The sequence below is a fragment of the Streptomyces puniciscabiei genome (assembly GCF_006715785.1).
GTDB classification, from domain to species: Bacteria; Actinomycetota; Actinomycetes; order Streptomycetales; family Streptomycetaceae; genus Streptomyces; species Streptomyces puniciscabiei.
The window spans coordinates 4,633,474-4,657,794 of sequence record NZ_VFNX01000001.1; the positions used below are offsets into that span (position 1 = coordinate 4,633,474).

Genomic DNA, 24,321 nt, shown 5'->3' on the forward strand with positions numbered 1-24,321 from the left:
GGATCGTAGATGCGTACGCTCTGTGCGTCGACGCTGATCGGCGAGTTCTTCGTCATCGGCTTCGCCGGGCTCGTGGCCATGAAGGACCCGGCCCTGTCCGTCTCCACGGTGTGGCTGGTCAGCGGCATCGCCATGGTGCTGTGCGTGCTGCTGTGCGGCATGGTGACCCGGCCCGGAGGGGTGGCCCTCGGCTGGGCCCTGCAGCTCGCGCTGATCGCCTCCGGCGTCTTCGTCCCGACCATGTACTTCATGGGCGCGGTGTTCGCGGCGCTGTGGTGGGCGTCGGTGCACTTCGGTAGAAAGGTGGACGAGGCGAAGGCCAGATTCGCCGCGCAGGCGGAGTCCTCCTCCTCTGCACCTGACGCTGCGTAACGGGCGCCCCGACACGCCCTGTAACCTCGTCCCACCGCACACGTCAGTCGCGTAAGGAGTCCTCCCGTGAGCCAGCGCACCCTCGTCCTCCTCAAGCCCGACGCCGTCCGTCGAGGCCTGGCCGGCGAGATCATCAGCCGTATCGAGCGCAAGGCCGGCTGGCAGATCACCGCGCTGGAGCTGCGCACCCTGGACCGTGCCACGCTGGAGCAGCACTACGCCGAGCACGTGGGCAAGCCGTTCTACGAGCCGCTGGTGGAGTTCATGTCCTCCGGCCCGGTCGTCGTGCTGATCGTCGAGGGCGAGCGGGTCATCGAGGGCGTGCGCGCGCTGGCCGGTCCGACCGACCCGATCGCCGCCGCGCCGGGTTCCATCCGCGGCGACTTCGGCGTGATCGTCCGGGAGAACCTGATCCACGCCTCCGACTCCGAGGAGTCCGCCGAGCGCGAGGTGAAGATCTTCTTCCCGGGCCGCGCGTGAGCGGTCACGAGCTGAGTTTTCGGTAATTTTTCTGAGCGGGCGTCAGCTCTGTCCGGTGGCGCCTGACCAGGGACGGCCGTACATTTCGGCCGTCCTTTGGCATATGCCTTGCCGATCGGGGGAACGCGTGCCACCGATGGACCGTCTCCACAAGCGGGGCGGGCCGCCACATGGTGACAATGGCGGAGACCCTCGCGCAGTGTTCGTGCAGGCGCGTTTACGATGGAAGCCTTCACGTCACAGCACCCGCCTCGCCGACCTGATATGCCCTCAAAAGGTCAGGAAGGCCAGATGAATCCGGATGGGGAACTCAATGTCGTTCATCGGCCGTGACATGGCTGTCGACCTCGGGACCGCCAACACGCTGGTGTACGTCAGGGGTCGCGGAATCGTACTCAACGAGCCGTCCGTCGTCGCGATCAACACCAACACGGGTGGGATCCTCGCGGTCGGTGCCGAAGCGAAGAAGATGATCGGCCGGACGCCGGGCAACATCGTGGCCGTCCGCCCGCTGAAGGACGGCGTGATCGCCGACTTCGAGATCACCGAGCGGATGCTCCGCTACTTCATTCTGAAGATCCACAAGCGGCGGTATCTCGCCCGGCCGCGGGTCGTCGTCTGTGTGCCCTCGGGCATCACGGGCGTCGAGCGCCGCGCCGTGATCGAGGCGTCCTCCCAGGCGGGTGCGCGCCAGGTGCACATCATCGAGGAGCCCATGGCGGCCGCCATCGGCTCCGGCCTGCCGGTCCACGAGGCCACGGGCAACATGGTGGTGGACATCGGCGGCGGTACCACGGAGGTCGCGGTCATCTCGCTCGGCGGCATCGTCACCGCCCAGTCCATCCGGGTCGCGGGCGACGAGCTGGACAACGCGATCATCCAGTACATCAAGAAGGAGTACAGCCTTCTGCTGGGTGAGCGCACGGCCGAGCAGATCAAGATCACGATCGGTTCGGCGTACGACCTCGACACCGACGAGCACACCGAAGTCCGTGGCCGGGACCTGGTGTCCGGCCTGCCGAAGACGGTCGTCATCTCGGCCGCCGAGGTCCGCAAGGCGATCGAGGAGCCGGTCAACGCGATCGTGGACGCGGTCAAGACGACCCTCGACAAGTGCCCGCCGGAGCTGTCCGGCGACATCATGGACCGAGGAATCGTTCTGACCGGCGGCGGAGCCCTGCTGCGCGGCCTGGACGAGCGGCTGCGCCGGGAGACCGGCATGCCGATCCACATCGCCGAGGACCCGCTGGACAGCGTGGCCCTCGGTTCGGGGAAGTGCGTCGAGGAGTTCGAGGCGCTGCAGCAGGTCCTGGACGCCCAGCCGCGCAGATGACGTAACTCTTCGATTCCGCCGTACGGGACGTTCTCCTCTCGTGCGGCGGATCGTTGATATACAGGCATAAGCTCCCACAAATGGGCCCCTCGGGTTTGCGTTTCGCGCATCGCACCGCAAAGGGGCTCCCGAATTCCTATTGAGGAAGGGCACGGCCGCCGCACGTGAGGGACACGAAAGAGAGCCGGCTGCTCCTGGTCCTGCTGATCGCCATCGCGTTCGCGCTGATCACGGTGGACATTCGCGGGGGCCGGAACTCCCCGGTCGACGGTGCCCGGCAGGCCGCGGCCGCGGTGTTCGGCCCCGTCGAGAACGGGCTGTCCTCGGCGGTCGATCCCGTCGGCAACGCCGTCTCCGCGATAAGGGACTCCGGCAACCGGCACGACCGGCTCGCCCGGCTGGAGAAGGAGAACGCGGCCCTCAAGGCGAAACTCGGCAGCGACGACCGCAACCGCAGCCGGCTGAACCAGCTCGACAAGATGCTGAAGCTCGCCGGCGAGGGCCAGTACGGCATCAAGGGCGCCCAGGTCATCGCCATAGGAGCGGCCCAGGGCTTCTCCTGGACCATCACCATCGACGTCGGCGCCAACGACGGCATCAAGCGCGACATGACCGTCCTCAACGGCGACGGCCTGGTCGGCCGGGTCACCACCGTCGGCCCGGACACCTCCACCGTGCTGCTGGCCAACGACCCCGACTTCACCGTCGGCACCCGCATGGAGGGCAGCGACGAACTAGGCTTCGCCTCCGGGCAGGGCGACCGTCCGCTGCGCGTGGAGCTGCTCAACGGCCAGGCGGAGGTGAAGAAGGGCGACCGGCTCGTCACCTTCGGCTCCGAGGCCGACCGGCCGTTCGTGCCCGGTGTGCCGGTCGGCGTGGTCTCCCGCGTCGAGCCCTCCAACGGCGGCCTCACCCGCACGATCTACGTCACGCCGTACGTCGGCTTCACCAAGCTCGACATCGTCGGCGTGGTCGTCCAGGCCCCGAAGAAGGACCCGCGCGACGAGGTCCTGCCGGCCCAGCCCAAGCCGGTACCGACGCCGACGGTGACCGTCACGGTGACCCCGTCGGCGGGTGCGAACAACACGACCGGCCAGCAGCAGTAGGAGCTGACTCTTCCATGCGCCTCAACCGGATCCTGCTCTCCAGCGCGCTGGTCGTCGTGGCCCTGGTGATCCAGGTGAGCGTCCTCGCCCGCCTGCATCTGCCGGGTGCCGTCCCCGACCTGCTGCTGCTCACCGTCCTCGGCCTCGCCATGGTGTACGGCCATGTGGGTGGCGCCCTCGTCGGCTTCGGCGCCGGTCTGCTCGCGGACCTGGCCCCGCCCGCCGACCACGCGGCCGGCCGCTACGCCCTCGTGCTGTGCGTCACCGGCTACTTCGCCGGGCTCATCAGGCCGGAGAACGGCCGCCTGAAGTCGGCCACCGGCCCGATGGCCGTCGTGGTCGCCGCCGCCATCGGCTCCACGCTGCTGTACGCGGGCGTCGGCGCGCTCGTCGGTGACACCGCCGCCCGCCATGTCGGCCTGCCCGGGCTGCTGTTCTCGGCCGCCCTGTACGACCTGTTGCTGGCCCCGTTCGTGGTCCCCGCGATCATGTGGCTGGCCCGCCGCGCGGACAACGACCCGCTGACCGAGAGCGGCCCTGCCGCCAAGGCCGGCGACATCTCCAGCGGCTGGCTCTCCTCCGGCACCGGCCTGCGCATCGGCAGCCAGCGCGGCGGCCTCGGCGCCCTGAAGGCCAGGGCCCGCACCCGCTCCGCGCGCGTAGGCCGGATCAAGGGGGTCAAGCGGCTGTGAGGGCACAGGAGTTCACTCGAACGGGTCAGCATGTGCGGAACGCGGGTTCACAGGCTGGTCGTTCATCATTCGTACGTGCACTCGCACCGGCGTACTGAGAGGGGGATACAGCCGCAGTGACCAACATTCCCGAGACCGGTCGGACCCCACGGGTCCAGATCCGGCTCGTCGTGATCCAGATCCTCGTCCTCTCCCTCCTCGGCACGCTCGGCGGCCGCCTGTGGTACCTGCAGATCCGCGAGGGCGCCCAGTACCAGAAGGAGGCCTCCGGCAACCACGTCCAGCAGGTCGTCGACCCCGCCGTGCGCGGCGACATCCTGGACGCCCGCGGCGTGCCCCTCGCGGACAACGAGACCCGTCTGGTCGTCTCCGCCTCCCGCACCGACCTGCTCAAGCAGAAGGACGACGGCAAGGCGGTCCTCACCAAGCTGGCCGGAGTCCTCGGCATGAAGCCCGAGGAGGTCATCCAGAAGGTCCGGCTGTGCGACGCCAAGACCCCCAAACCGTGCTGGAACGGCTCGCCGTACCAGCCCATCCCGATCACCGACAAGGCCACGCCCAGGCAGGCCCTGCAGATCCGTGAGCGCGCCGAGGACTTCCCCGGCGTCACCGCCGAGCCCGAGGCCGTGCGCCGCTACCCGGCCCCCGGTGGCTCCAACACCGCGCAGGTGCTCGGCTATCTCTCGCCCGTCACCGACGCCGAGATCCAGCAGGCCAAGAACACCGACTCGCCCTATCTGCGCTCCGACATGGTCGGCCGCTCCGGCCTGGAGCGGGAGTACGACAAGGAACTGCGCGGCAAGGCCGGCGTCACCCGCTACGAGGTGGACAACCTCGGCCGGGTCATCGGCAAGGCCAAGTCGGACGCCGCCGAGCCCGGCTCGAACCTGGTCACCAGCATCGACTCCCGGGTCCAGCGCGTCGCGGAGTACGAGCTGGACAAGGCGATGAAGGCCGCCCGCCAGCAGTTCGACAAGAACACCGGCGAGAACTTCAAGGCCGACTCCGGCGCCGTCGTCGTCATGGAGGCCAAGACCGGCCGGATCGTCGCGATGGCCTCGGCCCCGACCTACGACCCGAACGTGTGGGTGGGCGGCATCTCCGCCAAGGCCTACAAGGCCCTCACCGGCAAGGACTCCGACTACCCGCTGCTCAACCGCGCCATCCAGGGCCAGGCGGCCCCCGGTTCGACGTTCAAGGTGGTCTCCACGGCCGCCGCGGTCCAGGCCGGCTACCCCTGGGACGGCGGCTACCCCTGCACCAGCTCCTATTCGGTCGGCGGCCAGGTCTTCAAGAACTTCGAGGGCGAGAACTTCGGCGACATCTCCCTCGGGCGAGCCCTCGAGGTCTCCTGCGACACCGTCTTCTACGGCCTCGGCGACAGGGAGTGGAAGAAGGACGGCGGCATCAACCCCAAAAAGGGCCAGCCGAAGGACTGGTTCTTCAAGACGGCCCACCAGTTCGGCCTCGGCAAGGAGACCGGCATCGACCTGCCCAACGAGGTCACCGGCCGCGTCCCCGACCGCCAGTGGAAGCTCGACTACTGGAAGGCCAACAAGGACGCCTGGTGCAAGAGCGGCAAGAAGGACGGCTCCTACGTCGAGAAGATCGCCTACGAGAACTGCCTCGAGGGCAACAAGATGCGCGAGGGTGACGAGATCAACTACTCCATCGGCCAGGGCGACACCCTCGTCACGCCGATCCAGGAGGCGATGATCTACGGCGCCGTCGCCAACGGCGGCACCGAGTACGTCCCGACCATCGGCAAGGCGATCATCAGCGCCGACGGCAAGACCGTCCAGGAGATCAAGCCCAAGGTGCAGCGCAGGCTTCCGGTCAGCCAGGCCACCCTCAAGGGCATGGACGACGCGTTCGCAGGCGTCATCACCCGCGGTACGGCCGCCTGGAAGTTCAACGGCTGGCCGCAGGACAAGATCACGCTGCACGGCAAGACCGGTACCGCCGAGGTCTACGGCAAGCAGACCACCGGCTGGCTGGCCACGTACTCCAAGGACTACTCGGTGATCATGACGATCTCCCAGGCCGGTACGGGTTCCGGTTCCGCCGGTGAGGCCGTGCGCAACATCTACAGCGCGCTCTACGGCGTCCAGGGCGACGGCTCCATCGACAACAAGAAGGCACTGCTGCCCGAGCCGCAGAAGGGCCTGCCGAAGGTCCGCACGGACGGCACGATCCAGGCACCGAAGGTGGTCGGCGACCCGGCGAAGGACGCCGAGGCCTCCCAGCAGAACAACCCCAGCAACGGCAGCGACCAGCAGCCCGCCACCTCGCCCTCGCCCACCACGGGCAACCGCAACACCCGCAGGCGACCACGCAGGACCCCCGAGCGGGGAAGCCGGAGGATGCCCTCATGACCGGCGCGAACAGCTTCTCCGTCTCCGGGTACGGCCCCGAGCGGGCCGGCTGGACCAGGATCTTCGCCCGTGACTCGCTGGCCCGCAGGCTCGACTGGCCGATACTGCTGGCCGCCGTCGCGCTGTCGCTGATCGGGTCCGCGCTGGTGTTCTCCGCGACCCGCAACCGCACCGAGATCAACCAGGGCGACCCGTACTTCTTCCTGGAACGGCACCTGATGAACCTCGGCATCGGGTTCGCCCTGATGATCGGCACGCTCTGGCTGGGCCACCGCGCCCTGCGCAACGCCGTGCCGATCCTCTACGGCCTGTCGGTCCTGCTGGCCCTGACGGTCCTCACCCCGCTCGGCGCCACCATCAACGGCCAGCGCAACTGGCTCGTCATCGGTGGTTTCTCACTGCAGCCCGCCGAGTTCCTCAAGGTGACGATCATCCTGGGCATGGCGATGATGCTCGCGGCCCGGGTGGACGCCGGCGACAAGATCTACCCGGACCACCGGACCGTGGCACAGTCCCTGGGCCTCGCGGCCGTACCGTGCCTGATCCTGCTGCTCATGCCGGACCTCGGCTCGGTGCTCGCCATGGTGGCCATCATCCTTGGCGTGCTGCTCGCCTCCGGCGCCTCCAACCGCTGGATCTTCGGTCTGCTCACCACCGGAGTGATCGGCTGCATCGCCATCTGGCAGCTGCACATCCTGGACCAGTACCAGATCAACCGCTTCGCCGCGTTCGCCAACCCGGACCTGGACCCGGCGGGCGTCGGCTACAACACCAACCAGGCACGCATCGCCATCGGCTCCGGCGGCCTCACCGGGGCCGGCCTCTTCCACGGCTCCCAGACCACCGGCCAGTTCGTGCCCGAGCAGCAGACCGACTTCGTCTTCACGGTCGCGGGGGAGGAGCTGGGCTTCCTCGGCGCCGGCCTCATCATCTTCCTGCTCGGCGTGGTGCTGTGGCGGGCCTGCCGTATCGCCCGCGACTCCACCGAGCTGTACGGGACGATCGTGGCCGCCGGGATCGTCGCCTGGTTCGCCTTCCAGGCCTTCGAGAACATCGGCATGACCCTCGGCATCATGCCGGTCACCGGTCTGCCGCTGCCCTTCGTGTCGTACGGCGGCTCGTCGATGTTCGCGGTCTGGGTGGCCGTGGGACTGCTGCAGTCGATCAAGGTGCAAAGACCCATGTCGGCCTGAGAATCCGGCGGTCCGGTACTGGCCCACGGGAGTGCCGTTCACGGGTGCTCCCCGCGGCCGTTCACCGGGTGGCCGGCGGGAATTTTCCGGCCATTCGCCCGGGACGGCCCCTGCCGCACCACCTCGCGGACAACTAGATTCGATCCATGGCGGATGCGAAACGCGAGATCGAGCGCAAGTACGAATCCGATGACAGCGGGCTGCCCGACCTGACCGGCGTCGGCCCGGTGGCAGCCGTCCTGGACAAGGGGCTGATGGAGCTCGACGCCACCTACTACGACACCGCCGACGAGCGCCTGGCCGCCGCCTCCCTCACCCTGCGCCGCCGCACCGGGGGCTCGGACGCCGGCTGGCACCTGAAGCTCCCCGTCGCACCGGGCGTACGGGACGAGATCCGGGCCCCGCTCTCCGACACCGTCCCGGAGGAGATCGCCGCCCTGGTCCGGTCCCGGGTCCGGGACGCCGAACTGATCCCCCTGGTCCGGCTGCGCTCCGCCCGCGATGTCCGCCACCTGGTCGACGCCGACGGCACCCTGCTGGCCGAGGCGAGCGTCGACGCCGTGACCGCCGAACGGCTCGGCGGCAGCGGCAGGGCCGCCCAGTGGACCGAGATCGAGGTGGAACTCGCCGACGACGGCGACCCCGCCTTCCTGGACCTGGTGGAGAAACGGCTGCGCAGAGCGGGCGTGCGCCCCTCGAAGTCACCCTCGAAGCTCGCCCGGGCCCTGGAGCAGACAGGCGGACGGCCCCCCGGCAAGGGCAGGCCCGCGCAGCCCGAGACGGCGGGCGACCACGTGCTCGCCTATCTGCGCGACCAGCGGGACACGCTGGTCGAGCTCGACCCCGCCGTCCGCCGGGACGTGCCCGACTCCGTGCACCGCATGCGGGTCGCCACCCGCCGCGCCCGCAGCACCCTGCGCAGCTTCCGCTCCGTCCTCGACCGCACGGTCACCGACCCGGTCGCGGTAGAGCTGAAGTGGCTCGCGGGCGAGCTGGGCGTGGACCGCGACCACGAGGTGATGGCCGACCGCCTGACCGCCGCAGTCGAAGCCCTCCCGGCCGACCTGGTCGTCGGGCCGGTCCGCGCACGCCTCACGACCTGGTCCGAGGCCCGGCACGGCGGCGCGCACGCCCATCTGACCGGCGTCCTGGACTCCCACCGCTACCTCACCCTCCTGGACACCCTGGACGCGCTCCTCGCCGATCCCCCGCTGCGCAAGGCCGCCGGAAAGAAGCCGGAGAAGGCGCTCGAGAAGGCCATGGCCAAGGATCTGGCGACCCTGTCCGCCCTGGTCGAGCGGGCCATCGCGGTCCCGCCCGGCGAGCAGCGTGACCTCGCCGTGCACGAGGCCCGCAAGAAGGCCAAGCGCACCCGGTACGCGGCCGAGGCGGCCGCCCCGGCCCTCGGCAAGCCGGCCCGCTCCCTGACCAAGGCCATGAGGTCCCTGACCACCCTCCTCGGCGAGCACCAGGACAGCGTCATGACCCGCCTGACCCTGCGCGAGCTGTCCGCGGTGGCCCACGCGGCGGGGGAGAGCACCTTCACCTACGGGCTGCTGTACGGGCGCGAGGAGGCCCGGGCGGCACAGGCCGAGGCGGAGCTGCCCGGACTGTGGAAGGAGATCACATCCGGGGTACCCGGCTGAGCGTACGGGGCAGGCCGCCGGGCGGGTTACGCTTGATGGTCACCCCTGTCAGCTCATGAAGGTTCGCGAGATGCCTGTCGAGTCGGTTTTCCCGCAGCTCGAAGCTCTGCTCCCGCACGTGCAGAAGCCCATCCAGTACGTCGGCGGAGAGCTCAACTCCACCGTCAAGGACTGGGACGAGTGCGCCGTCCGCTGGGCGCTCATGTACCCGGACGCCTACGAGGTCGGCCTGCCCAACCAGGGCGTCCAGATCCTCTACGAGGTCCTCAACGAGCAGGAGGGCGTCCTCGCCGAGCGCACCTACAGCGTGTGGCCGGACCTGGAGGCGCTGATGCGCGAGCACGGCGTCCCGCAGTTCACGGTCGACAGCCACCGGCCGGTCCGCGCCTTCGACGTGCTCGGCCTGAGCTTCTCCACGGAGCTGGGCTACACGAACATGCTGACGGCCCTGGACCTGGCAGGTATCCCCCTGGAGTCCAAGGACCGCACGATCGACGACCCGATCGTCCTGGCCGGCGGCCATGCCGCCTTCAATCCGGAGCCGATCGCCGACTTCATCGACGCGGCGGTCATCGGCGACGGCGAGCAGGCCGTGCTCGACATGACCCGCATCATCCGCGCGTGGAAGGCCGAGGGCCGCCCCGGCGGCCGCGAAGAGGTCCTGTTCCGCCTGGCGAAGACGGGCGGGGTGTACGTCCCGGCGTTCTACGACGTCGAGTACCTCCCCGACGGCCGTATCGCCCGCGTCGTCCCGAACAGGAGCGGTGTCCCCTGGCGCGTGTCGAAGCACACGGTCATGGACCTGGACGAGTGGCCGTACCCCAAGCAGCCCCTCGTCCCCCTGGCCGAGACGGTCCACGAGCGCATGTCCGTGGAGATCTTCCGCGGCTGCACCCGCGGCTGCCGCTTCTGCCAGGCCGGCATGATCACCCGCCCGGTGCGCGAGCGCTCGATCACGGGCATCGGCGAGATGGTCGACAAGGGCCTGAAGGCGACGGGCTTCGAGGAGGTGGGCCTCCTCTCCCTGTCCTCCGCCGACCACTCGGAGATCGGCGACATCGCCAAGGGCCTCGCCGACCGCTACGAGGACGACAAGATCGGCCTGTCCCTCCCGTCCACCCGCGTGGACGCCTTCAACATCGACCTGGCGAACGAACTGACGCGCAACGGCCGCCGCTCGGGCCTGACCTTCGCCCCGGAGGGCGGCTCGGAGCGCATCCGCAAGGTCATCAACAAGATGGTCTCCGAGGACGACCTGATCCGTACGGTCGCCACGGCCTACGGCAACGGCTGGCGCCAGGTGAAGCTGTACTTCATGTGCGGCCTGCCGACGGAGACGGACGAGGACGTCCTCCAGATCGCCGACATGGCGACGCGCGTCATCCAGAAGGGCCGCGAGGTCTCGGGCTCGAACGACATCCGCTGCACGGTCTCGATCGGCGGTTTCGTCCCCAAGCCGCACACCCCCTTCCAGTGGGCCCCGCAGCTGTCGGCCGAGGAGACGGACGCGCGCCTGGAGAAGCTCCGCGACAAGATCCGCGGCGACAAGAAGTACGGCCGCTCGATCGGCTTCCGCTACCACGACGGCAAGCCCGGCATCGTCGAGGGCCTCCTCTCCCGCGGCGACCGCCGCATCGGCGCCGTGATCCGCGCGGTGTACGACGACGGCGGCCGCTTCGACGGCTGGCGCGAGCACTTCTCCTACGACCGCTGGATGGCCTGCGCCGACAAGGCCCTGGCCCCCTACGGCGTCGACGTCGACTGGTACACCACCCGCGAGCGCACCTACGAGGAAGTCCTCCCTTGGGACCACCTCGACTCCGGCCTGGACAAGGACTGGCTCTGGGAGGACTGGCAGGACGCCCTCGACGAAACAGAGGTCGAGGACTGCCGCTGGACCCCCTGCTTCGATTGCGGGGTCTGCCCGCAGATGGACACCCACATCCAGATCGGCCCGACCGGCAAGAAGCTGCTGCCCTTGACGGTCAAGAACGCGGGTCCGACGCCGGCTTCGAGTGGTCACGCGCACTGAGGTGGGCGAGGCACTCGATCGGGTGATTGAGGCGCTGGCGCGGGCGAGTGAGGACGAGGTGGCGGCTGCGCTGGCTGCGGCTGGCGCTTCGGTCCCTCGCCCGTCGGCGCCGCCGGCGTCCTCTAGGACGCCGCTGCCGGGCCCTGGAACTTCCCCGCACATCGTCTCCGAGGTGGAGTGGGTCTGAGGTCCGTACAGCCTGTGCGTCACTGCATGGCTCCGCGAGCCCCCTTTCCTGACTGGGAAGGGGGCTCGTTGGCGGGTTCGGTGGCACGTGAGTCTTGGGGAGCCGGTGTGGACTGCCTCACGCGGCCGAGTTATGAGTTGCTGTACATCATCAGGGCTCTCCGGCTGTGGTCCGCTCCGTCGGGCGCGCTCCCGTCTCCGCTGCGGGGGCCGCTCCTGCCTCCGGCCCGCTCCGCCCGCGCTGCGCCGACGCGCGCCCGCTGGTGGATAGGGCCGGTGGCGATGAGCCGATCACCGTAGAGCACGGCCACGTCAGAACAGAGCCTCCTGCGGGGGATCGGTCGGCACCGGGATGGAGGGGGCACCGTTCCCGTCCGCGGGCCCGTTGTGGCGTGCGAGGAGTGCTCCCATCCCGTCCACCGTCGACCCAGGCGAAGCCGAGCAGACGCGGCCCATGGCATTCAGGCCGTTCGTACAGTGGCGCGCTCCCCCTGGCCGCCACGCTCTGATGGGTTGCCGGGCTAGGAGGACGCGGATACTGCTGGCGCTGTCCCCGACGCCTCCAGCATATTCAGCTCTGCTGCGGCCAGCGGCTACGGCTCTGGAAGTACTCGAGAGCCGCGGGTTCCTCCGTGAACTCAAGCAGGCCGCCTACCCTGTCTGCCAATAGCGCTCGAACCTCGGATGGTGTGGCGAAGAAGAACTCGCGTCGCTCGTTGACGAAGTTGACGCGTCGATCGGCAAACGCCTTATGGAGTTCAGACTCCAGTGTCACGGCGTCCTCGGAGAAGAACATGGCATGGACGTCGTACCGGAACGGCACTGAAGCGTCGCCGAGCTCCCGGACGCGGTCCATCGGTTCGAGGCGGCGGGTCATGCCGATCTTGACGATGTTCGGACCAAAGGCACCAACGTTGGAGATGACGTATACGTAGCCGGCGCGGATGTTCGCGATGCGGTAGTCGTTGGCTGCGATGGCCTTTTCGATGTCCGCGAGGCGCCGGGAGAGTTCGGTGACAGCGGTGTCGTCGCCTTTGGCGCGGAGGGATTCCAGGACGCTGATGTAGTGCGCTCGCTCTTTCTCGAGTCGCTCCTTCTCGGCGGCCAACTCCTGCTCAGCCCGGCGCTGTTCGCGGAGAAGCTGGCGCTCCTGGCGGCCGCGTTCGCGTTCCTCCTGCACCTTCATCTGAAAGTCTGCGGTCAGTTCGAGCTCAGCGATTCGCAGAGCGTGATACTCGGGGCTGATCCGCATCTCCATGATCGCCCCTAGCCTCTCGATCGCGGTAACCGCCGACTCCAGCCGCTTCTGCGCGGTGCGCACGTTCCCTGACCTCAGCGAGCGCACGCAGTTGTCGGCCTCCGCGTTGTAGGCCCGTAGCATCAGCTTGGACAGATCGCCGACAAGTTTCCGCCCTCGTGCCAGAGATCCATCGAAGGTGAACATGTCGGCGGCGACGATCGCGCGACCGCTCTTGACGACGTCGTCGATCTGGCCCTCGAGGCTGCGGAGCCGGTCCTTGTAGGCCGCCGCACTCTCCAGAGGATGGTGGTAGCGATAGATGCCGACGTCCTGCAATGCGCGCTGGTCGCTGAGATCGATCACGTCGGCGCCACTCCGTGCGGCGGCGAGCGCGGCTTCGAGATCGGCGATACGGGCCAACAGCGGCGCGGGGTCGACCCCGCGAAACGGTAGTCCAGCCGCGGGGCCAGCAAATGTCTCGGTTGGCCCAGTCCCCGGTGCCTCTTGCGCCGGGCCGGTGGAGGCTTCGGTGGTTGACACGGTGGCGGACTCGTCGACGTCGTCGTCCGATTCGGCCTCGTCGTCGGACACGAAGAGGTTCCAGCCAGGGGGTGGTGCCGGCCAGGCCGGGTCGGGCTTCCATCCCGGCGGAGGAGTCCAGCCCTCGGGCGGGGTGGGCCACCCTGGCGGTGGATTGAACCGCATCGTCACTTTCCTCGAACGCGGACGCCGCGACTGGTGTCTGCTGATATTAGGTCGAATGGCGACTTCGACATCGCGGCACCGAGGTGCTGCAAAGTGGCCTGCGGGATAACTTTTGCCAGATCGAACCCGTTGAAGGTCTCGCGGTCCGCAGCGACGACGGCAAGAGGAACAGTGGTCGGAAGGCCCGTGGCGGGGTCGATTGTATTGACGCCGACCATCAGTGCGATCGAGTGGATTTTGCCAGCGCGGTCCGCCTCGAATACTTCGTGCAGACTGCGAACTGCGACCTGCCAGACCGCGTTCGCGTACCGCTCCTTCTTTTCACGGACCGGCAGGGCAGTTGAGGTTATCTCGTCCTTCGCCTTCACATATCGGTATCCCTTCACTGAGGGTAGAGTTGAGGGCTCTGGAACACTGACTGTGAGCGTGAGTTCTCGAGATGCGAGATTGAACGCGTGATCGTGCTCGACCGGGAAAACCTCGGGGTAGACCGAGTTGGACAGGACGATGCCGACGTACTCCTCGATGGCGGATTCGACATCGAAGGCAAAATCGTTGATTAGCTTGGTGAGCTCGGCGTTGCGAGCTGACGCCTTAGCCTCGCGCTTCTCGCATTCCTGCTTGTATTTCTCCTCGGCGGCAGATAGTTCTGCCACGCGCTTGGATTCCTTCTTCTCGCGCTGGGCCACTGCCTTGACGTAGCGGTTGTGGAGAGCATCCCTGGAGATCCCCCAGTCGCCATGCGCCTTCTCAAAAGCGGCCTTGGCCTCCTCGATGGCTCGTTGGTGCCGCTTCTTCCCGCCAAGCACGGCTGAGAGTCCGCTGGGTGCAGTCGGCTCCTGATACACGGGCTCAGGGGCGTACTTCGGCTCCGCAACCTCGGGCGTAGGGACAGCCAGGCCACCGGGCTCGAACGGAGGATGCTCAACCTGTGAGATCTTCAATGATTCGAGATCGACGTAGTCGTCTATATCCAGGGCCCAGGCGAGCAGACTGTCGATGTCGGCGAGGTCGCTGGCCAGATCGGTGTTCATGGACTCGACCTCGGCGAGCCGGGACTCCACCTGGAGCCGTGCGGCCTCACGCTCCGCGGCCTTCTTCTCGGCGGCAGAGGCTCTTGCCGCTGCCACCTGCGCGCGCTCGTGTGCCTTCCTGGCTCGTTCGGCTTCGCGCTGCGCTGCAAGGTGAGCACGATGGGCGGCGGCCTCCTGCTGCCGTCGACGCTTCTCCGCCTGCTGTGCCTGGTAGTTCAGCTCCGCGATGAAACCGCGACGTCTGCCCATGACGTCCCCCCAGAAGACCCGGTGCCTAGGACTCAACCCCTGTGCGTTTCACCGTAGCGATGATCACTGCCGCTGGAAAGTTGATCCAGGATTTAGGGCGGAATCGCCGCAGGTCCCGGGCCTGTCCTTGGGTCAGGTGTTGCCCGCTGCCTTCGCGGTGCAGGCTGCCTCGAACCAAAGTGTGTTCAGCCGCGGTGCTGACCTGACGTCCTGACTGAAGAAGGATGCCTCCCACCTGCGGCTATCTGGGTTGTCTAGATCGAAGCCGTCGAAGAGAAGTGCTACCGAATGGGATCACCGGGCTGCAGCCCCGAGTGCCAGCCCGCTCTCGATGTCGCGCGAGTGTGGGTGCCTTCCTGTCCCCAGATGGACACTCGGATACAAATCGGCCCGACCGGCAAGAAGTTGCTTCCTCTGACGGTCAAGAACGCAGGTCAGGCGCCCACTTCGAGTGGTCACGCGCACTGAGGTGGGCGAGGCACTCGATCGGGTGATTGAGGCGCTGGCGCGGGCGAGTGAGGACGAGGTGGCGGCTGCGCTGGCTGCGGCTGGCGCTTCGGTCCCTCGCCCGTGGGCGCCGCCGGCGTCTTCTAGGACGCCGCTGCCGGGCCCTGGAAGTACCCCGTACATCGTTTCCGAGGTGGAGTGGGTCTGAGGGACCTGCAGCTTGCCTGAACGTTCTGCCCCCGCGCTCCTCCCTGATGGGAGGAGCGCTCGTAGCTGAGTGGATTCTTATCGGGTCAGAGAGCCAGCACACACCTGCACAGGAAAGCGCCGCCCCAGAGATCCACTTAACTCAAGAAGTCCAAGGCGACAAGCGTGCCGCCCACGAAGATCCAGATCCAGCCCATGATCCGAAGTGTGACTGAGCCCCCGATCATTGGCAAGAAACGGGCTGCATGTTGATATGTCCGGTCTGCGATCCCTTTGATGTTCAGGGCGAAAAACCAGCCGAAGATGAAAAAGAGCAGCGGTCCCGGGTCCAAGCCATTCACTTCTTTTCCGATCCGACTTCTGTTTGCCAACGCGACTTGGCGTCACTGTACCCGCCGCCGATCTCGGCACCCAGACCGGCCCCCAACCCAAACTCGATGACGTTGACGCCTTCGCCCTTCGAGTTAGTCGTTCCGACCTCCGTCTGATGGTTCCCGTACAGGCCGAGACCGACCTTGGCGGATCCACCCTTATCCCAGCCCTTGCCTTCGAGCTGACCAATGTCATCGGCGTTACTATAGAACTCACCGGCCGTTGCGGAAACGCCGAAATCGGCACCAGCGGAATGTATGGACTTCGACGTCAGGATCCCGATCTGGGTCTTCCCGTCTGGTGTTTGCGTCTCCGCCAAAGTGATCGAGTATCCGATTCCTCCGCCTCCCCAGCCGGCTCCCACGCCGAGGGTGATCCCCCGCGTTTTGTTGTAACCTGTAGCGTTAGCGACGCCGTCGATTAGCGTTCCAACGAACTTACTTCCCAGGTCGGGACCGGGCTCCCCGTTAAAGATCGAAAGTCCCTTGATGATGCCATTACCGATAGCCCGCACGGTATCGTCGTGCTTCTTCTTCCGCTCCGCTTCTGCCCTCTGCTCCGCTTCCTCCTTCTTGACTTCCGTCTCATATGTGGTTAGGTCGCCGACTGCCGCCCCGTTGAAGCTTTGAGCCTGGCCCAGAGGGTCCAATATCTGTTCGAGGAAGCTCCCGACGCCAGCTGCCTCGCGAAGAGCGCGACCCACGACTTGATCTTCGTCGTCGACCGCCTGCACGGCATCCTTGATCTTCTTGGTCCAGGCGGCCTCGGCGTCTTTCACCTGCGTCACGTACTTCGGGTAATCCGGGTCGTGGCGCATCGGGGTGAGTTTCCTGAAGTCATAAACCGCCTCACCGGCGCCGTTGACAGTCATCTCGTCCTTCTCCGCCTGCTCGACCAGGTTCCTCACATGGCCGATCAGCTTGGAGAAGCGCCCGTGGGCGCTCCGGAGAAGGGAGGCGATTGCGTGGGCTTCCGTGTGGGCATCGGTGAACTGTTTACGTGTGTTGGTGAACCGTGTATAAGCGACGTTGCTACTGACGCCAGTCCAGGAGCCGTCGTTCGCTATGGACTCCACCTTCGCCCCGTACAGGCCCCCCAGGTCGTCGAAGGTGCTGGCCATGTCGTCCCAGTCCTTGGCCGCCGTGATCAGCACACCGAGGTCGATGGTGACCACGTCCTGATACGTGAGATTGCCCGTTCCCATCTCCTAGCCCTCCTCTCCGGGAATGGATCCTGTGTCTATCTGCGCTATCCGGCTCTTGACTCCGATGTCGGTATATCGGAAGTCCTGATGGGTCTTCTCCAGGGCGGTCTGGTCTTCTCCCAGACGCCCTTTCAGGTTCTTGACCTGCAGCTCCCACTCCGCGTGCGCGGCCTTGAGGGCGGATCCGGTGGCCCAACCGCTGAACTTCTGGGCCGCTGTGGAGGAGGAGTCGTCGGCGTGGCTGCCGGCCTTGTCCGTGTCAGGCCGAATTTCCTCCCGCAGCGCTTTGACCGCGGCCTTGTTGCCCGCGTGGTTCATCTTCAGGTCCGGCACAGCTCCGGTACCACCTCCGCCCACTGCGTCGGCAGCGCTGTCCAGCCGCATGCCGTCCTGCCTGCGGGCCAGCGCGTCGGCCTTCAGCTGCTCCCACTCATCCCACGCCATCTCAGGGCCTCCCCCCGTAGTTGCTGTCTCCGTACCACGGCGTCTGCCCCGGCCCAGGTGGCATGGCCGGGTGAGCCTGGGCTACCGCCGCCGCACGTCGGCGTCTGCGCACCGCCCCAGCGGCGAAAAACCCGCCCGCAACCACGACAACTCCCGCACCCCCGAGGATCCATGGCAGTGCAGAGCCACCGCCCGTCGATGGGGATGCTGCCGGCGATGGGCTGCGGTCATCCTTCGCAGAGGCCGTGGCCGACCCATTGGGTGCGTTGGATGCCGCTTGCTTGAAGTCGGGCAGCGGGTAGACGTCGGCCGGACCGGGGTCTCCGGGATTGGTCAGCGCGATGCGGGGGCGGACGGCGCCGTAGCCGATGTAGTCGGTGCGTGCCTTGCCGCTTGTCGGCTTGCTCGCGGTGTTGAGCATGACCCGTAGGACCTGGTTGTTGGTCCAGTTCGGGTGCTTGGACCAGATCAGGGCAGCGGAGGCGGAGGCGAGGGCGGTGGCGTCGCTGGTGCCGTGTGAACTGCACAGTTCTGTGCCGCCGAGGCAGGCGGAGATAATGTCATCGCCCGGCGCGACCAGATCGACCTGGGGGCCGTGCTCGGACTCCTTCGTCGCCTTGACGCTCTTGTCGATCGCTCCGACGCCCACTACGCCGGGAGTGGCGCCCGGGTAATTGACTTCGTTGAGGGCGTCGCCGTCATTGCCCACAGCTGCGAAGATCAGCTTGCCCTTGGACAGCGCATAGGCGACAGCATCCGTCAGCTCCCGAGAGTTCGCGGCGCTGCCTCCCGAAATGCTGATGATCTGAGCGCGGGAATCGGCCGCGAACCGAATGGCCTTCGCTGTGGCGGTGGGAAAGTCGTCCTGGTTGCCGTCGGCGCGGTTGCGCTCGATGAAGCCCGGAGTGCGGATCGGCATGATCTTGGCCCCGGGGGCCAGGCCGTACGTGCCTGTGGTGGCACCTTTGGCGCCCGTGCCGGCGATGAGCACGGCCATGGTGGTGCCGTGACCGTCGTAGTCCGTACGTTCGTCACCGGCGCGCTTCGAGAAATCCTTGCCAGTCACGACCTGGCCCCGTAGGTCCGGAATGTCGGCCTGGACACCGGTGTCGATCACCGCAATCGTGATGCCCTTGCCTGTACTGGTCTTCCACATCTCATCGGCGTGCATGGCATCGAGGTACCACTGCCGCTCGCGGACGCTGTCAGCGTGCGCGGGAGTAACGGCAATGCTCGCCAACAAGGCCCCCGCGGCGGCGGACACGGCCCTGCTGCGCCATCTGGCCCGCTCGCTGCGGCTGCGCATGGTCATCCTTCTCGTCCTAGGTCTCCATCGGGCCCTTTGGGCAGTGGCGGCGGGAGTGGTCGGTTCTTCTTCTCCTCTGCCTGATGCTCCGCGTTTTCCTCTGCCTGGTGCTCCCTGTCCTCTGCCTGGTCGGTCTCGCAACTGCTAGTGCGCCTAGCGCGGGCTGAACGGTCGTCACGCTTCGGGATGGGCGTGGAGGCGCCACGGGATGGTCCGCCTCGCTGCTGCGGCGGCTCGTCTGCGCTCGCTTCGCTTGCGGGTCGGACACCTCGCGAGGTGAAACCTGCCCGCTTGCGGTCTCGGGAAGGTCTGGGCTGCCCCCCGACGATCCCGTTGGACGAGGCAGGCATTCGCCCTCGCGCCACACCCTCCCGGTTCGCAGAGCGTTCGTCGTCGCGGGCTGGCATGGCCCCTGCAGCAGGGCTTCTCAGCTCGGCGCCACGGCCGCTGGGAGCCTGCTGCTCGTTCGGAGTGCCACCGATGACGTTGCCACGTGGAAACGCACCACCAGGCCGTCCGGGCGTTGGCGAGACGGGACGACCGCCCGTGATGCCACCGCCGCTCCTGGCCGAGGGGGAGCCAGTCGGCACGGGGCCAGCGCCGGGCTGACCGCCGGTCGCACCGGGGCCGTAGGGGCCGGAGAATCCGCGTCCTGGAATACGCGGGCCTGCGGACGTCCCTGGTCCGGATGGCGTGGCCAGAGGGCCCCGGACCCCGTACACAGGACGCTCGCTCCCTCCTCGGACGCTGGGAGGCAAGGGTGTTCCGGTCCCAAACGCCGGCGGGAGCGGTCCGGTCACCACCGGTGTTCGACCGTCCGGACTGCCTCCCGCTCCGACAGGCGGTGTTGACGGGGAGGCAGGAATCACCGGAGACGGCAGGGTGCCTGTGCTGTCGATCACCGTGTTTGCGGCCTCTACGTGGTGTCGCGGCAGCGGCACATCCGTCACGCTGGCTACATCCGCTGGATGGTGTGGCACGGAGGCCCTCGGTACAGGACTTGTCCGGCTCACGGTGGAGTCGACGGTCGTCTGGCGTGCTGGTACCTCTGTTCGCACGGGCGTCCCGGGGTAAGTCCCCTTCCCTCCGTCGGTAGGGGCGGAAATGTGGGTTTCGCCGCCGAACCGATCCGGCACGAACCGCTGAGGCAACTCCGGGAACGTCGGTGCCTTCAGCGCGCTGATCTGCTCCGTCGATGCCGTGTACGACTGAGCAAGCTTCATCATCAGCCCGCCGGCCTCAGCACGGGTGTTGGCGTACTGGGTCTTGGCCTTCGCCACCGCGGAGTCCGACGGGCCGCCGCCGTGATCGCCGACGTCCGTCGCCTTCGCCGCGTGCGCCTCCAGAACCGAGCGCGGGCCTGCGCTCTGCTTCCGCAGGATCTCCAGCTGGGGCTTGACCTCGTGCAGCGTGTCCGCCGCGTGACCCAGCCACTTGCCCGCATTCTCGCTGTAATCGCCCAGGCTCACTGTGGTCAGCGCTGCTTGGTAGCACCAGGTCCGAAACGCCGCGCCGCCCTCGCCCTCCCACTCGACCGCCATGCTGTGGGTCCGCAGATCGCCGCCGATCTCCCTGATCGTCTTGGCGGCCTCCTTCAGCAGCTCACCGAGACCGCTGACCGTCGGCCCGTCGGCCGACTCGACCATGGCCCACAGTTGTTCGGGATCCTGGAGCAGGAACCGCTCCTGCCTGACCGTCTCCCACATGCGACTGACGAAGTCAGACATGGAGTCCCACCGCCTTCCCCGTCGGGACCATCCCGTCGTGCTGTCCTATCCCTACGGCCATCACAAGCCACCTGCCTGCGAGCCCGACGTGGAGCCGTGCCGACCATGGCCGGACGCATTAGCCCTGCCGTCAACGTGTCCTTGTACTCCCGGCTGGGTCTCATCGACCGCCAGCTTGTCGGCCTCGACCCGGATGCTGTGCAGGCGATCGCGAACGTCGGCGTCGAGATTGTGATAGTTGCTCTTCGACGCCTCGACCGTGACCATCAGCCCCTCGATCTGCAGCGCCAGCATCTTAGAAAGGCGCTCCAGCTGGGAATGCACCTCGTTGTAGGCACCATGGAGCGCGTCGGCCTCGTCGAAGCTTCCCAACCGTCCTGTCGGCAGGGCACCGTCCGCGATCCGGTGGGGGGCAGCCTTCGACTTCTCCAGCCGAGTCAGGAGGTCGTTCACCCGGTTCTTGAAGGCCGTCAGCGTCTCGGCCTCGACCCGCAACTCCCGGGCCATGACGGCACCTACGCCTGCGATCGGGCCGATGCCGGACGCGGCCAGCGCACCGGCGGCCGATCCCAGCGCAGCGGCAGTTGCCTGCGGATCCCCCGTGTCGTCGGCCATCGAGTCCTCCCCCGTGCAGTCAGCCCCTCAGCAGCACCTTAGCCAGTCACTTGTGGTGCCCCTGCCATCTGATATCCGTAACAGATGCAACCCGGGCACGATAGTCGTGACCTTGCCTGATCACGGAACTCTTACGCCGTCCCGGGGCACGGCTGGCTGGAAAATGACCACGCCTTACGGTCGACCCTGTTCCCCGGTGCCTCCCGCGCTGGGGCGGAGCCCAAGTCGAACTCCAGAAGCGGCGGTCGACGACAGCCGCATGTGTCAGCCGTGAGCGTGGCGCGAGTGTGCATGCCTCCCTGCCCGCAGATGGACACCCACATCCAGATCGGCCCGACCGGCAAGAAGCTGCTGCCCTTGACGGTCAAGAACGCGGGTCCGACGCCGGCTTCGAGTGGTCACGCGCACTGAGGTGGGCGAGGCACTCGATCGGGTGATGGACGCGCTGGCGAGGGTGGGCGAGGTCGAGGTGGCTGCTGCGCTGGCTGCGGCCGGCGCTTCGATCCCTCGCCCGTCGGCGCGGTCGGCGCCCTCCCGGACGCCGCTGCCAGGCCCCGAAGCTTCGCCGCACATCTTTTCCGAAGTTGAGTGGGTTTGAGGTCCGTACCAGCTTGTGCGTGACTGCGTGGCTCCGCGAACCTCCGCCGGGCTGCCCGGCAACTGCGCGCTGGAGGTCTCGTGGGCGGGTTGCTGAAGCTGGCCAAGCTCGGCAAAGCCGAGGAGCCAAGCAGGAGACGGGATACCCGTCGAGGAGAACTCGCAGGCGGTCATCCTCGTCTTCGGCGATGACACCGGGGCGGTCCTCGAACGTGACCGGCATGCCGCCGTGCACGGTCAGTCCGTAGTTGGTGCGGATGCACTCGTTTGAGGGGCCTGCTGGAAGCTCACTCGGTCTGTTGGGCCGTCCGGGGTGCCTGGTGCGGAAATGATGGCCGCTAGTTGAAACCGGTCACCCCCTGCTCGGGGGTGATCCCACCTCTGCTCAATCGATCTCCCCACCCATACGGCACCTGACCTGCGAGCGGACGCCCACAGTCGCAGTCCGGCTGGCCAGTGGTTGGAGAAGTTGCCTCGCATGCCATGCCCGGCGGGCACGTAGCGCCTTTGGCTGCTTCGATGGCCGAAGCGTGAAGGGAGACGCTGGTGTCTGTGGTCCGGTCGCTGTCGCCTGAAAGCGTGACCGAGCTGACCCGGGCGCTGGACCTGAGCGGGGTGTTCGCCAACGGCACGCTCGGCGGGGTGCTGGCCCGGGCGAGTCGTCTGGATCTGTTCGGCTTCCTGGTCATCGGCATCGTCTCCGGCCTGGGCGGCGGAATCCTCCGCGACACCCTGTTGCAGCACGGCACGCCCGTGGCCTTGACCGACTACACCTATCTCACGGTAGCCACTGCAGGCACCCTGCTGGCTTTCGTAGCCGATCTGAGCCGCCACACGTCCGGTTGGGCCTTTAATTTCCTGGATGCCGCGGCGCTGAGCGTCTGGGCGGTCGCCGGGGCGCAGAAGACCCTCGCTGTCGGCCTGGGCTGGCTGCCTGCCGTGCTGCTGGGCACCATCACAGCGGTCGGCGGCGGGGCGATCCGGGACCTGCTGCTCGCGCGGACCCCTTCCATCTTCGGCGGCACCCCGTTGTACGCGACCGTCGCGATCGTGGTGAGCGGGGTGATGGTCCTCTGCAGCCGGCTCGGCGCGCCCACCGCAGGCGTCCTCGCCGGAATCACGGTCGGTATCTCGCTGCGGCTGGCCGCGTCCACCTGGGGCTGGAAGCTGCCAGGCAGCCGCGACTGGCGGCCGGGGTCGTCCAAGGACCGGGATCCCTGAGGTGAACGGGCGCTGCGATCACCCACCGAGAGGGAGGAAGGAGTGCACGGCCATGACGCTCAAGGACACCGCGGATGCTGTCCTGGCCGGGCTCGGTGACATCCGTTCCGAGCTCGAAGAGGTCTACAAGGACCTGCATGCCCACCCCGAGCTGGGACACCAGGAGCACCACACCGCGGCCCGGGTGGCGGCACGCCTGAGAAACTGCGGCTACCAGGTGCACGAGGGGATCGGCGGCACCGGTGTGATCGGTGTGCTGGCCAACGGGGAGGGCCCGACCGTATTGCTGCGAGCCGACATGGACGCTCTGCCGGTCCTTGAGGAGACCGGTCTGCATTACGCCAGCACGGCTGAAGCCATGGACGCTTCCGGTCGGCCGGTGCCCGTGGCGCATGCCTGCGGTCACGACATACATGTCGCCTGTCTGTTGGGGGCCGCGCGGCTCATGGCTGCCGCGCCGGGAGCGTGGCAGGGCACGCTGGTCGCGTTGTTCCAGCCTGCCGAGGAGCCGGGGGACGGTGCTGACCGGATGCTCGCCGACGGGCTGACCGACTGTATTCCTCGCCCTGACGTCGGCTACGCCCAGCACGTGCTGCCATATCCGGCCGGGCAGGTCGGCACCCGCGTGGGATCCTTTCTCTCCGCGGCGGACAATGTGAAGATCACTGTCCATGGCCGGGGCGCTCACGGCTCGGCACCGCAGGCCGCCATCGACCCGGTGGTGATTGCCGCGATGATCGTCGTGCGACTCCAGACGATCGTCTCGCGTGAGTTGGCCGCCACCCAGCCGGTAGTGGTCACGGTGGGCTCCGTCCAGGCGGGCTCGAGCGGCAACGTGATCCCGGAGTCGGCCGAACTGCTGGTGAACGTGCGCACATACGACGACGAGACCCGGCGGGCCGTCCTGGCAGCCGTGCGGCGCATCGTCCATGCCGAGTGTGACGCCTCCGGGGCGACTCGCGCGCCGCAGATCGAGGAGGGCACCCGCTTTCCGCCGACCGTCAACGACGACGTGGTGACCCGCGAGGTCTCCGCCGCTTTCGCCGCGATGTTCGGGGAGCGCGCGGTCACTGTCGAGCTGCAGAGCGCCAGCGAGGACTTCAGCCGGATTCCGGATGCCTTCGGCACCCCGTATACCTACTGGGCCCTGGGCGGCGTCGATCCGGACTCCTACCGGGCCGCTTTGCAACGCGGCACCGTGGCCCAGGACATCCCGGTCAACCACAGCCCCCGCTTCGCGCCGGTCCTGCAGCCCACACTGGACACGGGCGTCCAGGCCCTGGTCACAGCCGCACTCACCCGCCTCGGGAAACCGACTTGCAAGAGTGGATGAGCTTCCGGCCGGCTCGCCTCTGATGCCGCAACACAGCAGCAATCGACCGCCTCGGCGGCGCCCGCGCAGCTTGCACGGTTGTGTTCGCGGCGCCCACTGTCTCGGCGCCGAGAATGCGGGCGGGCCGCGGGGGACGCACGCAGTCACCTGGATGGACCTGTCAGCACGCACTCCGCTCCCGACCATGGTTTCGTTCGTTGCACAA

The 24,321-nt window shown here is 67.6% G+C and carries 17 protein-coding genes; 11 read left to right on the plus strand and 6 right to left on the minus strand.

Annotated elements, in window-relative coordinates:
- The first annotated feature begins 9 nt into the window (after positions 1 to 9).
- The 9 genes from FB563_RS21485 (at position 10) to FB563_RS21525 (ending at position 11,229) form a co-directional block, all read left to right on the plus strand.
- The gene (locus FB563_RS21485) at positions 10 to 372 is read left to right on the plus strand and encodes a DUF4233 domain-containing protein (RefSeq protein ID WP_055703550.1); all 363 of its coding nucleotides are present in this window, start codon (positions 10 to 12) and stop codon (positions 370 to 372) included.
- Positions 373 to 438: 66 nt separating this feature from the next.
- Positions 439 to 852, plus strand: coding sequence for a nucleoside-diphosphate kinase (gene ndk / locus FB563_RS21490; protein ID WP_055703551.1), 414 nt, complete (start codon positions 439 to 441; stop codon positions 850 to 852).
- Positions 853 to 1,165: 313 nt separating this feature from the next.
- On the plus strand, positions 1,166 to 2,185 hold the full coding sequence (locus FB563_RS21495) for a rod shape-determining protein (RefSeq protein WP_014672705.1): 1,020 nt from the start codon (positions 1,166 to 1,168) through the stop codon (positions 2,183 to 2,185).
- A 164-nt stretch (positions 2,186 to 2,349) separates the two neighbouring features.
- A complete protein-coding gene (mreC, locus tag FB563_RS21500) occupies positions 2,350 to 3,291 on the plus strand; it encodes a rod shape-determining protein MreC (protein ID WP_055703552.1) in 942 nt (313 codons plus the stop codon).
- A 14-nt stretch (positions 3,292 to 3,305) separates the two neighbouring features.
- Positions 3,306 to 3,983 carry a rod shape-determining protein MreD gene (mreD, locus tag FB563_RS21505; protein WP_055703553.1) on the plus strand — a complete coding sequence of 226 codons (678 nt, stop codon included), beginning with the start codon at positions 3,306 to 3,308 and terminating at the stop codon, positions 3,981 to 3,983.
- Between the two features lie 116 nt (positions 3,984 to 4,099).
- A complete protein-coding gene (gene mrdA, locus FB563_RS21510; RefSeq protein WP_055703554.1) occupies positions 4,100 to 6,358 on the plus strand; it encodes a penicillin-binding protein 2 in 2,259 nt (752 codons plus the stop codon).
- Positions 6,355 to 7,551, plus strand: coding sequence for a rod shape-determining protein RodA (gene rodA, locus FB563_RS21515; protein WP_055703555.1), 1,197 nt, complete (start codon positions 6,355 to 6,357; stop codon positions 7,549 to 7,551). Before mrdA ends, rodA begins: the two co-directional genes overlap by 4 nt.
- A 146-nt stretch (positions 7,552 to 7,697) precedes the next feature.
- Entirely contained in the window at positions 7,698 to 9,197 is a 1,500-nt protein-coding gene (locus FB563_RS21520; protein ID WP_055703556.1) for a CYTH and CHAD domain-containing protein, read from the plus strand.
- Between the two features lie 70 nt (positions 9,198 to 9,267).
- Entirely contained in the window at positions 9,268 to 11,229 is a 1,962-nt protein-coding gene (locus FB563_RS21525) for a TIGR03960 family B12-binding radical SAM protein (protein WP_055703557.1), read from the plus strand.
- A gap of 757 nt (positions 11,230 to 11,986) precedes the next feature.
- Here FB563_RS21525 and FB563_RS21530 read toward each other — a convergent pair.
- From FB563_RS21530 to FB563_RS21555, 6 genes are all read right to left on the minus strand, one after another.
- Positions 11,987 to 13,246, minus strand: coding sequence for an SNIPE associated domain-containing protein (locus tag FB563_RS21530; protein WP_199832685.1), 1,260 nt, complete (start codon positions 13,244 to 13,246; stop codon positions 11,987 to 11,989).
- Positions 13,247 to 13,362: 116 nt separating this feature from the next.
- A complete protein-coding gene (locus FB563_RS21535) occupies positions 13,363 to 14,643 on the minus strand; it encodes a hypothetical protein (RefSeq protein WP_055703560.1) in 1,281 nt (426 codons plus the stop codon).
- A 991-nt stretch (positions 14,644 to 15,634) separates the two neighbouring features.
- A complete protein-coding gene (locus tag FB563_RS21540) occupies positions 15,635 to 16,873 on the minus strand; it encodes a hypothetical protein (protein ID WP_055703562.1) in 1,239 nt (412 codons plus the stop codon).
- A gap of 3 nt (positions 16,874 to 16,876) precedes the next feature.
- Positions 16,877 to 17,317: a hypothetical protein gene (locus tag FB563_RS21545; RefSeq protein WP_055703563.1), complete on the minus strand. Its 441-nt coding sequence runs from the start codon at positions 17,315 to 17,317 to the stop codon at positions 16,877 to 16,879.
- Position 17,318: 1 nt separating this feature from the next.
- Positions 17,319 to 18,629: a type VII secretion-associated serine protease mycosin gene (gene mycP, locus FB563_RS21550; RefSeq protein ID WP_107100481.1), complete on the minus strand. Its 1,311-nt coding sequence runs from the start codon at positions 18,627 to 18,629 to the stop codon at positions 17,319 to 17,321.
- A gap of 1,781 nt (positions 18,630 to 20,410) precedes the next feature.
- The gene (locus FB563_RS21555; RefSeq protein ID WP_055703564.1) at positions 20,411 to 20,965 is read right to left on the minus strand and encodes a hypothetical protein; all 555 of its coding nucleotides are present in this window, start codon (positions 20,963 to 20,965) and stop codon (positions 20,411 to 20,413) included.
- A gap of 1,176 nt (positions 20,966 to 22,141) precedes the next feature.
- On the opposite strand from FB563_RS21555, the gene FB563_RS21560 reads away from it, so the two are divergent.
- Positions 22,142 to 22,783 carry a trimeric intracellular cation channel family protein gene (locus FB563_RS21560; RefSeq protein WP_234357544.1) on the plus strand — a complete coding sequence of 214 codons (642 nt, stop codon included), beginning with the start codon at positions 22,142 to 22,144 and terminating at the stop codon, positions 22,781 to 22,783.
- 52 nt (positions 22,784 to 22,835) lie between these two features.
- A complete protein-coding gene (locus FB563_RS21565; protein ID WP_055703565.1) occupies positions 22,836 to 24,116 on the plus strand; it encodes an amidohydrolase in 1,281 nt (426 codons plus the stop codon).
- Positions 24,117 to 24,321: the final 205 nt, after the last annotated feature.

Coding starts and splice junctions, on each gene's coding strand:
- FB563_RS21525 (WP_055703557.1), top strand. CDS start 9,268: ATGCCTGTCGAGTCGGTTTTCCCGCAGCTCGAAGCTCTGCTCCCGCAC.
- FB563_RS21545 (WP_055703563.1), bottom strand. CDS start 17,317: ATGGCGTGGGATGAGTGGGAGCAGCTGAAGGCCGACGCGCTGGCCCGC.
- FB563_RS21535 (WP_055703560.1), bottom strand. CDS start 14,643: ATGGGCAGACGTCGCGGTTTCATCGCGGAGCTGAACTACCAGGCACAG.
- FB563_RS21485 (WP_055703550.1), top strand. CDS start 10: ATGCGTACGCTCTGTGCGTCGACGCTGATCGGCGAGTTCTTCGTCATC.
- FB563_RS21495 (WP_014672705.1), top strand. CDS start 1,166: ATGTCGTTCATCGGCCGTGACATGGCTGTCGACCTCGGGACCGCCAAC.
- FB563_RS21565 (WP_055703565.1), top strand. CDS start 22,836: ATGACGCTCAAGGACACCGCGGATGCTGTCCTGGCCGGGCTCGGTGAC.
- mycP (WP_107100481.1), bottom strand. CDS start 18,629: ATGACCATGCGCAGCCGCAGCGAGCGGGCCAGATGGCGCAGCAGGGCC.
- mreD (WP_055703553.1), top strand. CDS start 3,306: ATGCGCCTCAACCGGATCCTGCTCTCCAGCGCGCTGGTCGTCGTGGCC.
- FB563_RS21540 (WP_055703562.1), bottom strand. CDS start 16,873: ATGGGAACGGGCAATCTCACGTATCAGGACGTGGTCACCATCGACCTC.
- rodA (WP_055703555.1), top strand. CDS start 6,355: ATGACCGGCGCGAACAGCTTCTCCGTCTCCGGGTACGGCCCCGAGCGG.
- FB563_RS21555 (WP_055703564.1), bottom strand. CDS start 20,965: ATGGCCGACGACACGGGGGATCCGCAGGCAACTGCCGCTGCGCTGGGA.
- FB563_RS21520 (WP_055703556.1), top strand. CDS start 7,698: ATGGCGGATGCGAAACGCGAGATCGAGCGCAAGTACGAATCCGATGAC.